Consider the following 14,584-nt stretch of genomic DNA (forward strand, 5'->3'; position numbering starts at 1 on the left):
CAGCGCGCGAACCCGATCTCCACCGGTGTGGCACCCGGCTGCTTGTCGGCGGTCGGCCAGTGGGAGCTCATCGCCTCCCACAGCTTGCGCCCATACAACGCCAGGCCCGTCGCGTCCACCCGGTCGGACCACCACTGGAACAGCTCGGCGCTCGGCGACGAGTCCGGTCCCTCCCCTTCGCTCCAGCCGAGGTCGTCGCCGGGCGCGGCGATGTAGCCGTCCAGGGTCACGTTCATGCCGAAGATCAGTTTTCGCATCGTGCCAGCCTTCCGTGAGTCGATCTCATACGTACGGACGGGCACGGCGTGAAACCTCATCTGTGCGCAGAAGCCCAGAGGTCAAAGGCCACCCTGGATGCCACCGTCAGCAGCATCGGCGCGCGGATGGGCGAGATCCGCACCGCCTTACAGCACCCGACCAACGGCCCCGCGTTCCGGGGCGGCCCGGCGATCGCGCTGTGGCGTCATGGATCGCATCTTTGAGACGTGACCGGATCGAGTGTCACGCAGTTTGTCACGCAGGCATCAAAAAGGCCGCTTACCGAAGATCGGATAGCGGCCTTTTGCCTGTTCAGTTGTGGTGGGGCTACCAGGACTTGAACCTGGGACCTCTTCCTTATCAGGGAAGCGCTCTAACCGTCTGAGCTATAGCCCCGCGCACACAGACCGTATCGCATCCCCGCCGGTGGGCGCGAATCGGTTGGTGGAACGAGGAAAAGCTTACCGTCTCCGGCGTGTTGTTCGCGCCGCACCCACCATGGGAGTGCGGCGCGAACAACACGCGGACCACGGACGACCGAGGACTACTCGGCCTCGCTGAAGGTCACCTCGACGCCGCCCACTAGGTCGGAGGCGACGTTGTAGATGACCGCTCCCAGGGTGGCCAGCGCGGTGATCAGCACGACGTTGACGGCGCCGATGAGCGCCGTGTAGCCGAGGATGCGCACCGGCTCGAACCAGGAGGCGATGTCGATGGGAATGGAGTTCTGGCCCTGCTCTCCCTGGCCGAGCTGGTTGACCAGGTCGACGAGCGAGTCGAACACGCCCAGAGCGGACAGCACGCCGTACAGCACGGCGACCGCCACGAAAAGCACCACGAAGCAGACGATCGACACCACGAAGCTGAACTTCATGGCCGACCACGGCTCGATGCGGCGCAGCACCAGGTGTGCCTTACGGGGCAGGCGGGCTCCCGAGTTGGAAGACTTCTTCCGTGGGAGCTCGACCAGCGGAGGAGGAGCCTCGGAGGTGAGCGACGGACGGGCTCGGGCCGTCTCGTTGCCCTGCCCGTCGCTCGGCGGGGGCTTGACCGGAGCCGGCTGAGTGGCCGGCACCTTGTGCACCGCCGTCGCGTTGTTGTCCTCGGGGCGCTGGTCGCGGGTCTCGGGCTCGCTGGGTTTCTTGGGCTGGCCGTTGTCCCGAGCAACCGCCTTGATCCTGGCGCTGGGGCTAGGGCTACCGCCACCCTGGGCGCTCATGACTTACTCTCCTCCCCCGTCTTCCTCAATGTCCACCGCAGCCTCCATCGACTCGGCGTTCCGGGCGAGGGCTACCACACTGTCGCCTTCGGCGAGATTCATCAATCGCACTCCCATGGTCTGGCGGCCGGACTGCTTGATCTCGCCGGCACTCGTCCGGATCACCCCGCCAGCGGATGTGATCGCGAAGACCTCATCCTCCGGGTTGACCATGACGGCTCCGACCAGCTTGCCACGAGAGCTCACGATTTTCGCAGTCAGCACGCCCTTACCACCACGACCTTGAACCGGATACTGCTCAACCGGTGTTCGCTTCGCGTACCCGGCCTTGGTGGCGATAAGCACATCTTGTCCGTCTGCGATCCTATTCATTGCGAGAAGTTCGTCGCCTTCAAGGAATCGCATGCCGATGACGCCGCTCGTCGCCCGGCCCATCGGCCGCAGTGCCTCGTCGGAGGCGGTGAAGCGGATCGACTGCGCGCCCTTGGAGACGAGCAGCAGGTCGTCCTCCTCGGAGACCAGGCGGGCGCCGATGACCTCGTCGTCGTCGCGCAGGTTGATCGCGATGAGGCCGCCGGACCTGGGGGAGTCGTACTCCGACAGGCGGGTCTTCTTGACCAGGCCACTGCGGGTCGCCAGCACGAGGTAGGGGGCGACGTCGTAGTCACGCAGGTCGAGGACCTCCATGACCGTCTCGTTGGGCTGCATGGCCAGCAGGTTGGCCAGGTGCATGCCCCGCGCGTCGCGGCCGGAGTCGGGCAGTTCGTACGCCTTGACCCGGTAGACCCGGCCCTTGTTCGTGAAGAACAGCAGCCAGTGGTGGGTTGAGGTGACGAAGAAGTGGTCGACGATGTCGTCCTGGCGCAGCTGCGCCCCGCGCACGCCCTTGCCGCCGCGCTTCTGCGCCCGGTAGAGGTCGGTGCGGGTGCGCTTGGCGTAGCCGCCGCGGGTGATGGTGACGACGATGTCTTCCTCGGCGATGAGGTCCTCGATCGACATGTCGCCGTCGTAGGCGGTGATCTCGGTACGCCGGTCCTCGCCGAAGCGGGCGACGATCTCGGCGAGCTCGTCACCGACGATCTGCCGCTGCCGCGACTCGGAGCCCAGGATGTCGAGATAGTCGGCGATCTGCGTCATCAGGTGGTCGTACTCGTCCTGGATCGCCCGCCGCTCCAGGGCGGCGAGCTTGCGCAGCTGCATGTCGAGGATGGCCTGCGCCTGGATCTCGTCGATCTCCAGCAGGCCCATCAGGCCCTGCTGTGCGGCGGCGGCCGACTCGGACGCGCGGATCAGGGCGATGACCTCGTCGAGCCGGTCGAGCGCCTTGAGCAGCGCGCGCAGGATGTGGGCGCGCTCCTCGGCCTTACGCAGGAGGTAGCGCGTCCGGCGGACGATGACCTCGATCTGGTGGGCCACGTAGTGCGTGATGAACTGGTCGAGCCGCAGCGTGCGCGGCACCCCGTCGACCAGGGCCAGCATGTTGGCGCCGAAGGTGTCCTGGAGCTGGGTGTGCTTGTAGAGGTTGTTGAGCACGACCTTGGCGACGGCGTCGCGCTTGAGCACGATCACCAGGCGCTGCCCGACGCGGGACGACGACTCCTCGCGGACGTCGGCGATGCCGGTCACCCTGCCCTGCTTGACCAGCTCGGCGATCTTGAGGGCGAGGTTGTCCGGGTTGACCTGGTAGGGGAGCTCGGTGACGACGAGGGCGTGGCGGCCCTTGTTGTCCTCCTCGACCTCCACGACGGCCCGCATGGTGATCGAGCCGCGGCCGGTGCGATAGGCGTCCTCGATGCCGCGCCGGCCGACGATCAGCCCGTGGGTCGGGAAGTCGGGGCCCTTGACCCGGGCCATGGCCGCTTCGAGCAGCTCCTCGTCGGAGGCCTCCGGGTGCTCCAGCGCCCACTTGACGGCCTCGGCCACCTCGCGCAGGTTGTGCGGGGGGATGTTGGTGGCCATGCCGACCGCGATGCCGCCCGCGCCGTTGACGAGCAGGTTGGGGAAGCGGGCCGGCAGGACGACCGGCTCCTGCGAGCGTCCGTCGTAGTTGGGCTGGAAGTCGACGGTGTCCTTGTCGATGTCGCGCAGCATCTCCATGGCGATGGGCGCGAGCTTGCACTCGGTGTAGCGCATCGCCGCGGGCGCGTCGTTGCCCGGAGAGCCGAAGTTGCCCTGCCCGTCGACCAGCGGATGACGCAGCGACCACGTCTGGGCGAGCCGTACCAGCGTGTCATAGATCGAGGTGTCGCCATGGGGGTGGTAGGAGCCCATGACGTCACCGACGACGCGCGAGCACTTGAAGTAGCCGCGGTCGGGGCGGTAGCCGCCGTCGTACATCGCGTAGAGGACGCGGCGGTGCACCGGCTTGAGACCGTCACGCACATCGGGCAGCGCACGCGACACGATGACCGACATCGCGTAGTCCATGTAGCTGCGCTGCATCTCGGTCTGGATGTCGACCGGTTCGACGCGTTCCGGCGAAGCTGGAGGCGGAGTGTTCACTTCCGTCACGTGTAAAGATCCTTTTCTGGTGTACGGCTGTCGCTACACGTCCAGGAAACGGACATCTCGCGCATTGCGAATGATGAAGGCCCTGCGCGCCTCGACGTCCTCACCCATGAGCACGCTGAACATCTCGTCGGCCTGGGCGGCGTCGTCGAGCGTGGCCTGCAGCAGGATGCGGGTCGCGGGGTTCATGGTGGTCTCCCACAGCTGGTTGGCGTTCATCTCGCCGAGACCCTTGAAGCGCTGGACACCGTCGTGCCCGCGCGGGTCGCGCTTGCCCCGGGCGATGCCCTCCTGGATGATCGCGTCGCGCTCACGATCGGAGTAGGCGTAGGAGGCGTCGTCGCCCTTACGGTCCCACTTGATCTTGTAGAGCGGCGGCTGCGACAGGTAGACGTGACCGCCCTCGATCAGCGGCCGCATGAACCTGAACAGCAGCGTCAGCAGCAGCGTGGTGATGTGCTGGCCGTCGACGTCGGCGTCGGCCATCAGGATCAGCTTGCTGTAGCGCAGTTTGCCGATGTCGAACTCGTCGTGCACGCCGGTGCCCATCGCCGTGATCAGCGACTGGACCTCGATGTTCTGCAGGACCTTGTCGACCCTGGCCTTCTCCACGTTGAGGATCTTGCCGCGGATCGGCAGGATCGCCTGGAAACGCGAGTCGCGGCCGCCCTTGGCCGAGCCGCCGGCGGAGTTGCCCTCGACGATGAACAGCTCGCACTTGCTGGGGTCGTTCCACTGGCAGTCGGCCAGCTTGCCCGGCAGCCCGCTGCCCGACTCGAGCAGCGACTTGCGCCGCGTCAGGTCACGGGCCTGACGCGCCGCGAGCCGGGCCCTGGCGGCCTGCAGCGACTTGTTGATGATGTCCTTGGCCTCACCGGGGTTGCGCTCGAACCACGCGCGCAGGTGGTCGTTGCACGCCTTCTGGACGAACGACTTGGCCTCGGTGTTGCCCAGCTTGGTCTTGGTCTGGCCCTCGAACTGGGGGTCGGCCAGCTTGATCGAGACGATCGCGGTCAGGCCCTCGCGGACGTCCTCACCGGAGAGGTTCTCGTCCTTGCCCTCCTTGAGGAACTTCTGCTCGCGGGCGTAGCGGTTGACGATCGACGTCAGCGCCGCACGGAAGCCCTCCTCGTGGGTGCCGCCCTCGGCCGTGTTGATGGTGTTGGCGAAGGTGTAGACCGACTCGGAGTAGGAGTTGTTCCACTGCATGGCGATCTCGACCGAGGCGCCGTCGCCGTGCTCCTCGAAGTCGATCACCGAGGCGTGCGCCGGCTCCTTCTTGGAGTTGAGGTGCTTGACGAAGTCGGACAGACCGCCCTCGTAGTGGTATTCGACCCTGACCGGCTCGCCGTTGATGTGGTCGGGCCGCTCGTCCGTCAGGACGATCGTGAGGCCCTTGTTGAGGAAGGCCATCTCCTGGAAGCGGCGCGAGAGCGTCTCGAAGTTCCACGTGGTGGTCTCGAAGATCTCGGGGTCGGCCCAGAACGTGATCATGGTGCCGGTCTCGTCGGTCTCCTCGCCCTGGGCCAGCGGCGCGGTCGGCTTGCTGCGCTCGAAGCGCTGCCGCCAGTAGTGGCCGTTCTGCTTGACCTCGACGTCCATGGCCGACGACAGCGCGTTGACGACGGCCGAGCCGACGCCGTGCAGGCCGCCGGAGACCGCGTAGGACTTGCTGTCGAACTTGCCGCCCGCGTGGAGCGTGGTCAGCACGACCTCCACCGCGGACCGCTTCTCGACCGGGTGAATCCCGGTCGGTATGCCACGGCCGTTGTCCACGACACGCACGCCGTTGTCGGCCATGAGCGTGACGTCGATGCGGTCGGCGTGACCTGCCAGAGCCTCGTCCACAGCGTTGTCCACGATCTCGTAGACAAGGTGGTGGAGACCCCGCTCGCCGGTTGAACCGATATACATACCCGGGCGCTTGCGAACCGCCTCAAGCCCTTCGAGTACGGTGATTGAGCTAGCGTCGTAGGACAAGTGCCAAATCCTCCTGCCGCGGACACGCGGCGGGGGAGGCGTCACATGCGTAGCTGAGCTGCCCCTGCCGTGCCCGTCACCGTCGTGAGTGCCCCGTTGCGCTCGCCACCCGGGGGAGTCGGCGCGTCGCATGCGCGCCAGGGGTGACACGCAAGCGGACGTGTCCGGAATCCGCTTTCATTCTACCGGCTCCAGACGCCCAAGGTGGCATTGAACGCGCCTGTGGCGGCCTCTAGCTCGTTTTCCCCCCGTTTGGAGCTCCCCCACACGGGACCGGGGGTCATCGCGTCTGCGGCTCTCTGATCGGTTTCCGGAGTGTACGGCTCAGCCGTACGTGTCTCCGGGCCCCTTGCTGCCGGTGACCCGGAGCCCGCCGGCCGGACGGGGGGCGTTGAGCGGCCCCCTGACCTTGACCTTCGTCACCGTGCCGTCGCCCAGCTCCTCGTTGAGCCGGCGCACCAGGGTGCGCGCGAGCAGGCGGACCTGCGTCGCCCACGCCGTGGAGTCGGCGACGATCAGCACCTCACCGTCGTCGAACGACTCGGGCTTGGTGTGCGCGGCCAGGTCGGGCCCCACGATGTCGGGCCAGCGCCCGAACACCCCGCCGACGGCCGCGGACCGCTCCCAGCCCCGCTCGGCCAGCAGATCCATGATCGCGCGTCCGAAAAGCTGGGGATCGCCGGCGTCCCTGCGGGCGCCGGCCGCCTTGCGCCGGGGCTCGCGGCGGGGGAGTTGCCCGCGTTTGGCGGCGTCGGCCTTGGCCTGGGCGAGCTTCTCCCTGGCCATGGCGGCCCCCCTGGCCGTGGGATTGTCGTCACCGGACACGGGTCACGCTCCCTTCGGCGACGTCGAATCGGGCACCGATCAGCTCGGGCGGCACGTCGTCCGCCACAGCGGCGGTGATCAGAACCTGCTCGGCGGGCGCGACGATCTCGGCGAGGCGGCGCCTGCGCTGGCTGTCGAGCTCGGCGAAGACGTCGTCGAGGATCAGCACCGGATCGCCGCCGTCGGCGCGGAGCAGGTCGTAGGCGGCCAGGCGCAGCGCCAGCGCGAACGACCACGACTCGCCGTGGCTCGCGTAGCCGCGGGCCGGCAGATCGCCGATGCCGAGGATCAGATCGTCGCGGTGTGGGCCGACGAGGGTGACCCCCCGCTCCAGCTCCGCCGGGCGGACCTCCAATAGCCGCTCGCGCAGCCGCTCCTCAAGGGTTTTCCCCAAGTCTGTGGATAACGTCTGTGTATCAGAAGATCCCCGCTCACCGGCGTCTTCGTCCTCAGCGACATCCCCACCTGTGGACAACGTGCTGCGATAGGCCAGGGTCGCGGGGGCGCTCGTGGGGGCCAGCCCGGCGTAGGCTCCGGCGACCAGCGGGCGCAGCTCCTCGATGAGATCGAGCCGGGCCTGGAGAAGCTCGGCTCCGTGCCGGGCGAGGTGAGCGTCCCACACCTCCAGCGTGCTCAGCACGTCGCCCGCGCCCGCCGCCGCGAACCCGGAATCACCCTCGGCCCGCCGGGCGCTCCTGGTGCCTCTGCGGGCCTGCGCGGCCGTGCGCAGCAACGCGCCCCGCTGCTTCAGCACGCGGTCGTAGTCGGCCCGCACACCCGCGAACCTGGGCGCCCTGGCCACCAGCAACTCGTCGAGGAACCGCCGCCGCTCCGACGGGTCGCCCTTGGCCAGCGACAGATCCTCAGGAGCGAACAGCACGGTGCGCAGCAGGCCGATGACGTCACGCGGCCGGGACAAGGGGGAGCGGTTGAGCCGCGCCCGGTTGGCCCGGCCCGGATTGATCTCCAGCTCGACCAGAGCCCGCCGGTCGTCACGCTGGACGGCGCAGCGCACGATCGCCCGGCTCGCGCCTTGTCGCACGAGCGGCGCGTCGGTGGCGACCCGGTGGCTGGACTGGGTCGCCACGTAGCCCAGAGCCTCGACCAGGTTGGTCTTTCCCTGCCCGTTGGGCCCCACGAACGCCGTGACGCCCGGCTCCAGGCCGAGCTCCACGGACGCGTAGGACCGGAAGTCGGTCAGCGAGAGGTGGGCGACATGCACCCCACGAAGGTTAGTGGGCCACGCAGGTCACTGGGGCCACCGGCTTGCCGCCTGTGGAAAACCGCTGTGGCGTCACGACGCCTCGCGCGGTGGCCGCACGTCGGCGCCCGGCGCGTCGGCGCCCTTGCCCACAGAGCCCTCGGTGGCGGCGATCGGGTGCCCGCCGAACTGGTTGCGCAGCGCCGCCACCACCTTCATCGCGGGCGGGTCCTCCTGCCGCGAGGCGAACCTGGCGAAGAGCGCGGCGGTGATCACCGGCAGCGGCACGGCGTGATCCACGGCCGCCTGGACGGTCCACCGGCCCTCGCCGGAGTCTTCGGCGTAGCCGCGCAGCTCGTCGAGGTGCTCGTCGTCGTCGAGCGCCCGGACCAGCAGGTCGAGCAGCCAGGAGCGGATGACGGTGCCGGTGCGCCAGCTGCTGAAGGAGCCCTTGACGTCCTTGACGATGTCGGAGGCCTCAAGCAGCTCCCAGCCCTCGGCGAAGGCCTGCATCATGCCGTACTCGATGCCGTTGTGGACCATCTTGGCGAAGTGGCCGGCGCCCACGTCGCCCGCGTGCACGAACCCGTCCTCGCCCTCGGGCTTGAGGGTCTCGAAGATCGGCATCAACCGGTCGACGTCGGCCTTCTCGCCGCCGCACATGAGCGCGTAGCCGTTCTCCAGGCCCCAGACGCCGCCGCTGACGCCGCAGTCGACGAATCCGACGCCCTTGTCCGCCAGCTCGGCGGCGTGCTTCTGGTCGTCCACGTAGTGGGAGTTGCCGCCGTCGACGACCAGGTCGCCCGCGTCGAGCAGCCGGCCGAGCTCGTCGATCACCTGCTGAGTGGGTCGGCCCGCGGGGATCATGACCCAGACCGTGCGTGGCGCCTCAAGCCGCTCGACCAGCTCCTTCAGGCTGGCGACGTCGCTGACCTCGGCGTTGTGGTCGTAGCCGACCACGTCATGACCGCCGCGGCGCAACCGTTCGGCCATGTTGGCGCCCATTTTGCCAAGTCCGACCATGCCGATCTGCATGTGATCTACCCCCTAGTCAGACTTCCATCATCCCCGACGTCAGCCTCAGCCTGACAGGCGGATCGGCATGATCAGGTAACGGTAGTCGGGGGCGCCGTCGCCGTCCACAGGCTTGCCCCCGGTGAGGATGGCGGGCTTCGTGGACGTGGTCATCTGCAGGCGCGCGACATCGGAGTCGATCGCGCCCAGCCCTTCGAGCAGGAACTGGTGGTTGAAGGCGATGTTCATCTCCTCGCCCTCGTAGTCGACCGGCAGCACCTCGACGGCCTGCGCCTCGTCGCCGCTGCCCGCCTCGAGCACGACCTCCCCGCCCCTGAACGCGAGCCGTACGGGGGTGTTGCGCTCGGCGACCAGGGCGACGCGCTTGACCGCCTCGACGAACGGGCCTGTGGACAGGTCGGCGCGCGCGGAGAACTCCGTGGGCAGCAGTGAGCGGTACTTGGGGAACTCGGGGTCGAGCAGCCGCGTGGTCGTGCGCCGCCCGGCGCTGGAGAAGCCGATCATGCCCTCGCCGGTGCCACCGGCGGAGCTGAGCGCGATCTCGACCTCGGCGCCGGTCGCGCCCAGGGCCTTGGCCGTGTCGGCGAGCGTCTTGCCCGGGATCATCGCGATCGCGGACAGGTCGGACTGGTCGGGCTGCCACTTCAGCTCGCGTACGGCCAGGCGGTAGCGGTCGGTCGCGGCGAGGGTCACGGTCTCGCCCTCGATCTCCATCCGCACCCCGGTGAGCATCGGCAGCGTGTCGTCACGACCGGCGGCGACCGCGACCTGACCGACGGCGGCGGCGAACACGTCGCTGCCCACGCGGCCGGCGGCCGGCGGCATGGCCGGCAGAGTCGGGTAGTCCTCCACAGGCATGGTCAGCAGGGTGAACCGGGCGCTGCCACAGGTGACGACCGCCTTGGCGCCTTCGAGGACGAAGTCCACAGGCTGTGCGGGAAGGGCGCGGGTGATCTCGGCCAGCAGTTTGCCGGAGACGAGCACGACACCGGGCTCGCCGGTGTGGAGTTCGAGCGTGACCTCGGACGAGACCTCGTAGTCGAACCCGGACAGCTTCAGCCGCTGCTCGTCGGTGACCTCCAGGCGCATGCCGGCGAGGACGGGCACGGACGGGCGGGCGGGGAGGCTGCGTGCCGTCCATGCCACCGCCTCAGCGAGGACGTCTCGCTCGATTCGGAACATCACGGTCATCAGCCTCCTGAGTTCGTCGTTGATTCAAAGTGTCGCCTCTCCCGCACCTGAGATCCGGGAGAACCCTTCTTTGGCTCTTGAGTTTCTTAGTAAGAGAGATGTGTGGTCTTCACAGTAGGGGCTGTGGATACCGTGGATAACTTGTGTTTCCGCTGGTCAGAGCCCCTGTTTTTGTCCACCGAGGGTGTGGGTGACGCCTGGGGGTAACTTCGGCGCCTGGGGATGACGCGTCGCTGTGCACAGGCTGTCCCCAGATCTTGGGGTCTTCGTCCACTGGTTATCCACTGGGTTTCCACAGGTTATCCACTGGGTAAACGATCTCTCTTGGGGCTCCAAAAGGACTATGCACAGGCTGTCCCCAGGTCATCCACCGGTTGTCCCCAAGTTCTCCTCAGGTTGTCCCCAGCTTTATCCCCAGGCCAGCCGCGGGATTTTTCGGGCCAAGGCGGGGCGTTCTGCGGGCGGCTACGGACGTTTTCCCTGATCCACAGTGTTATCCACAGGCTGTGCATAAGAGTCAGGCTCCGCGCGACGTCTGTTTGATGCGCATTGTCAGCTCGTTGACCTGGTTGTACATCGACCGGCGCTCCGCGATGAGCGAGCGGATCTTGCGCTCGGCGTGCATCACGGTCGTGTGGTCACGGCCGCCGAACTGCTGGCCGATCTTCGGCAGTGACAGCTCGGTCAGCTCCCGCGCGAGGTACATCGCGATCTGCCTGGCGTTGACCAGCGCCCTGCTGCGCGAGCTGCCGCAGAGGTCGTCGATGCTGATGCCGAAGTATTCGGAGGTCTTGGCCATGATCGTGGCGATCGTGATCTCCTCGCCCGACTCCGAGGTGATCAGGTCCTTCAGCACCACCTCGGCCAGCTGGAGATCGACACCCTGCCGGTTGAGGCTGGCGAACGCGGTGACCCTGATCAGGGCGCCCTCAAGCTCGCGGATGTTGGTGGAGATGCGGCTGGCGATGTACTCGAGCACCTCGGGCGGCGCGGCCAGGCCCTCCTGTATGGCCTTCTTGCGGAGGATCGCGATGCGGGTCTCCAGCTCGGGCGGCTGGACGTCGGTGATCAGGCCCCACTCGAACCGGTTGCGCAGCCGGTCCTCCAGGGTGATCAGCTGCTTGGGGGCCCGGTCGCTGGAGATCACGATCTGCTTGTTGGCGTTGTGGAGCGTGTTGAAGGTGTGGAAGAACTCCTCCTGCGTCTGCTCCTTGCCCTCCAGGAACTGGATGTCGTCCACGAGCAGGATGTCGATCGCGCGGTAGCGCCCGCGGAACCCGTCGGCCTTGTGGTCGCGGATGCTGTTGATGAAGTCGTTGGTGAACTCCTCGGAGCTCACGTATCTCACTCGCGCGCCGTCGTACAAACTCTGCGCGTAGTGGCCGATCGCGTGGAGCAGGTGCGTCTTGCCCAGACCCGAGTCGCCGTAGATGAACAGCGGGTTGTACGCCTTCGCGGGGGATTCGGCCACCGCGACGGCCGCCGCGTGCGCGAACCGGTTGCTGGCGCCGATGACGAATGTCTCGAAGGTGTACTTCTGATTGAGCCGGGCGGGTTCGCTGGGTTTGCTGCTCTTCGCCTCCCACCGGTTCGGCGCCGGCTCCGGCGCCTTCTCCACAGGCGGTGTGTACGACTGGGGCTGTTCAAAAGTGAACGTCGGCTGTGGATATTCGGTGGACGACTGCGGTGGCTCCGGCTGTGGAGAATAGAACTGCGGAGGCTCGGAAGCCTGGTAGTGCTGGGCCGATGGGGGCTGTGCAAAACGTGGCTGCGGCTCAGGGCTCTGTGGATAACTCTGACCCACAGCCTGTTGATGAAGGTCGGGCTGGGGCTGCTCGGGAGCCGTCGTGTCGATCATCACGGCCAGCCGCATGGCCCGGCCGAGCTCCTGGGACAGCGCGTGGGCCACGAGCGGGCGCAGCTTGCCCTCGATGAGGTCTTTCAGGAAGTCGTTGGGGACGCCCAGCACGATCGTGTCGTCGGCCAGGGCGATGGGACGGACCATGGAGAGCCAGGTGCGCTGCTGAACCGGGACGTTCTCGTTGAGGAAGTTGCCCAGGGCCCTCGCCCATACCGTGCCAAGGTCGACACCGTTCATGGTGCGGCTCCCCTCCTTCCTCTCGCGGCCCCCCGCGATCTGTTTATCCACAGCCGGCGGTCGCCACCCGACGATCGACCCCGCCCGTCCACAGCCTGGCGGCCAGGCTCTGTGCCCAGACTCTCCACAGGAGATCCACAGGCTTTCCACAGCCTCTAACAGGGCCCCAGGAGCGCCGACAGTATCTTTGTGCACAGCTGTGTTCAAGACGTTGTCCACAGCCTAGTGGCAGCCGGACCCGCATACTGTGGACGCCACCGAGGCGGTGGAAAACCCGCATGTGGATTAGTGGATAACCGCGTGGCGCCACCCGCTGGTTTGACCTGGGACGCCTTTGACCCGTAACGTACGACGGTCGGCATGCTCACGCGACGGCTATTTCGCGTGCCCTCGCTTTCCTGGCAGGCCGGCCATGTGTGTTAAGCGCCCCTGGGCGCATCATCAAGCCTGGAGCCCACCCGTGAGCAAGCGTACTTTCCAGCCGAACAACCGTCGCCGCGCGAAGACCCACGGCTTCCGGCTGCGGATGCGCACCCGGGCCGGTCGCGCCATCCTGGCCGCTCGTCGCCGTAAGGGCCGCGAGAAGCTGTCGGCCTGATCGCCCTGCGCCCGCTAGGTCGCCCGCCGGTGAAGTCCGCCGGCGGGCATTAGGCGTATACGGTGCTACCCCGGCAAACCCGCATGCGGCGCGGGAAAGAGTTCGAAGCGGCGATCAAGCGCGGTAAACGCGCTGGTCGTCCCGCTGTGGTGATACACCTCACCGTTTCTGGGGATGAAACACCTCTAATCGGTTTCGTGGTCAGTCGCGCAGTCGGCGGCGCAGTGGTCCGCAACAAGGTCAAGCGTCGGCTTCGGCACCTGATGCGAGACCGCCTTGACCGGTTGCCACGAGGTAGCCTGCTTGTGGTACGCGCCAACCCACCGGCCGCGGCCGCGCGATACGAGCAACTTGCCGCCGAGCTCGATCTCGCGTTGGATCGTCTGCTCAGGCGGCGCGAGTCCTCGATGGATGGACAGAGATGACGGAGCAGCCGCAAGGGATGCCGCCGAGCTTCGCCGCTCGGGCGCTGATCATCCCTATTCGGTTCTACCGGGCCTTCATCAGCCCGATGCTCGGTCCGCGCTGTCGTTTCTATCCGTCGTGCAGCGCCTACGGGCTCGAGGCGATCGCCGTACATGGAGCATTGCGCGGCATATGGCTGACTGTCCGGCGCATCGGGCGGTGCCACCCATTCCATCCCGGAGGTATAGACCCGGTGCCCCCACGCCCGGTTCGGTCTCACGAATTGCAAGGGAGATAGCTCGGTGGAGCTGTCCTGGCTGAGCTGGCTCTATGAAGCCGTAGCCCACGTCATCATCTGGATCCACACCGGATACAGCACATTCCTCAACCCGGACAGCGGGCTGACATGGGCGCTGACCATCATCACGCTGACCGTGATCATGCGGATCCTCATCTTCCCCCTGTTCCTCAAGCAGATGCGCTCGTCGCGGAAGATGCAGGAGCTCGCCCCCAAGGTCGCTGAGCTTCGCAAGCGTTACAAGAACGACAAGCAGCGCATGAACCAGGAGGTCATGGCGCTGTACCAGGGTGCGGGCGCCAACCCTCTCGGCGGCTGCCTGCCGATCCTGGCCCAGTTCCCGATCTTCATCTCGATGTTCACCGTGCTGCAGGCCATGGCCAACGGCCGCGCGGTCTACGGCATGAGCCAGGAACTCGTCGACAGCGCCCGGTCCGCGCACATCTTCGGCGCGCCTCTCCCGGCCAACTTCTTCATGTCGGCGAGCGAGATCGAGGGCTTCGACGCGACCGTCGTACAGACGAAGATCGTGCTGGCCATCTTCGTGGCGATCAGCTCGCTGACCACGTTCCTCACCGTCCGGCAGAGCGTCACGCGCTCGATGGCTCAGATGCCGGACAACCCCATGGCGCAGCAGCAGAAGATCCTGATGTACATCTCGCCGCTGTTCGCCTTCTTCAGCCTGAACTTCCCCCTCGGCCTGATCCTCTACTGGGTCACCACCAACGTCTGGACGCTGGCGCAGCAGCACTGGTTCTACACCCGCAACCCGATGCCCGAGTTCGACGCCAAGGGCAACGTGATCCCGGTGCAGCCCAAGCAGGGCATGCTGGCCAAGCTTCGCAAGACGCCCCCTGAGGAAGCAGCACCTCCCGCGCCGCCGGAGCCTAAGATCATTAGGCAGCAGCCCAGCCGCCAGTCCCGCAGCAAGCGCACCGGCAGCAAGAAGTCGTGAACACGAAGGAGAG

Annotated in this window: 12 protein-coding genes, 1 tRNA gene and 1 pseudogene; 4 read left to right on the plus strand and 10 right to left on the minus strand. The window is 67.1% G+C overall.

Annotated features, from left to right (window positions below):
• Nucleotides 1–2 precede the first annotated feature (2 nt).
• From AC5L3X_RS24220 to dnaA, 10 genes and pseudogenes are all read right to left on the minus strand, one after another.
• Nucleotides 3–257: pseudogene (locus AC5L3X_RS24220) on the minus strand (dihydrofolate reductase family protein); the annotation flags it as partial.
• A gap of 320 nt (nucleotides 258–577) precedes the next feature.
• A tRNA-Ile gene (locus AC5L3X_RS24225) sits at nucleotides 578–654 on the minus strand.
• A gap of 148 nt (nucleotides 655–802) precedes the next feature.
• Entirely contained in the window at nucleotides 803–1,477 is a 675-nt protein-coding gene (locus tag AC5L3X_RS24230; protein ID WP_189122421.1) for a DUF3566 domain-containing protein, read from the minus strand.
• Nucleotides 1,478–1,480: 3 nt separating this feature from the next.
• The gene (gene gyrA / locus AC5L3X_RS24235) at nucleotides 1,481–3,988 is read right to left on the minus strand and encodes a DNA gyrase subunit A (RefSeq protein ID WP_189122420.1); all 2,508 of its coding nucleotides are present in this window, start codon (nucleotides 3,986–3,988) and stop codon (nucleotides 1,481–1,483) included.
• 33 nt (nucleotides 3,989–4,021) lie between these two features.
• Nucleotides 4,022–5,965, minus strand: a complete 1,944-nt coding sequence (gyrB, locus tag AC5L3X_RS24240; protein ID WP_263647455.1) for a DNA topoisomerase (ATP-hydrolyzing) subunit B — start codon at nucleotides 5,963–5,965, stop codon at nucleotides 4,022–4,024.
• A gap of 324 nt (nucleotides 5,966–6,289) precedes the next feature.
• Nucleotides 6,290–6,790 (minus strand): DciA family protein, encoded by a 501-nt coding sequence (locus AC5L3X_RS24245; RefSeq protein ID WP_225262090.1) that lies wholly within the window; start codon nucleotides 6,788–6,790, stop codon nucleotides 6,290–6,292.
• Nucleotides 6,780–8,012 carry a DNA replication/repair protein RecF gene (gene recF, locus AC5L3X_RS24250; protein ID WP_494859813.1) on the minus strand — a complete coding sequence of 411 codons (1,233 nt, stop codon included), beginning with the start codon at nucleotides 8,010–8,012 and terminating at the stop codon, nucleotides 6,780–6,782. The genes AC5L3X_RS24245 and recF overlap by 11 nt, the downstream gene beginning before the upstream one ends.
• A gap of 72 nt (nucleotides 8,013–8,084) precedes the next feature.
• Nucleotides 8,085–9,026: a phosphogluconate dehydrogenase (NAD(+)-dependent, decarboxylating) gene (gene gnd, locus AC5L3X_RS24255; protein WP_494859815.1), complete on the minus strand. Its 942-nt coding sequence runs from the start codon at nucleotides 9,024–9,026 to the stop codon at nucleotides 8,085–8,087.
• Between the two features lie 45 nt (nucleotides 9,027–9,071).
• Nucleotides 9,072–10,211, minus strand: coding sequence for a DNA polymerase III subunit beta (gene dnaN / locus AC5L3X_RS24260; protein ID WP_494859956.1), 1,140 nt, complete (start codon nucleotides 10,209–10,211; stop codon nucleotides 9,072–9,074).
• Nucleotides 10,212–10,734: 523 nt separating this feature from the next.
• A complete protein-coding gene (gene dnaA, locus AC5L3X_RS24265) occupies nucleotides 10,735–12,315 on the minus strand; it encodes a chromosomal replication initiator protein DnaA (RefSeq protein WP_189122416.1) in 1,581 nt (526 codons plus the stop codon).
• A gap of 460 nt (nucleotides 12,316–12,775) precedes the next feature.
• Here dnaA and rpmH point away from each other — a divergent pair, with 460 nt between their 5' ends.
• From rpmH to yidC, 4 genes are all read left to right on the plus strand, one after another.
• A complete protein-coding gene (gene rpmH / locus AC5L3X_RS24270) occupies nucleotides 12,776–12,913 on the plus strand; it encodes a 50S ribosomal protein L34 (protein WP_043614899.1) in 138 nt (45 codons plus the stop codon).
• 62 nt (nucleotides 12,914–12,975) lie between these two features.
• Entirely contained in the window at nucleotides 12,976–13,338 is a 363-nt protein-coding gene (gene rnpA / locus AC5L3X_RS24275; RefSeq protein WP_189122415.1) for a ribonuclease P protein component, read from the plus strand.
• 17 nt (nucleotides 13,339–13,355) lie between these two features.
• Nucleotides 13,356–13,616, plus strand: a complete 261-nt coding sequence (yidD, locus tag AC5L3X_RS24280; protein ID WP_494859957.1) for a membrane protein insertion efficiency factor YidD — start codon at nucleotides 13,356–13,358, stop codon at nucleotides 13,614–13,616.
• Between the two features lie 4 nt (nucleotides 13,617–13,620).
• The gene (yidC, locus tag AC5L3X_RS24285; protein ID WP_494859819.1) at nucleotides 13,621–14,571 is read left to right on the plus strand and encodes a membrane protein insertase YidC; all 951 of its coding nucleotides are present in this window, start codon (nucleotides 13,621–13,623) and stop codon (nucleotides 14,569–14,571) included.
• Nucleotides 14,572–14,584 lie beyond the last annotated feature (13 nt).

This window comes from Nonomuraea sp. CX421, from assembly GCF_059358955.1.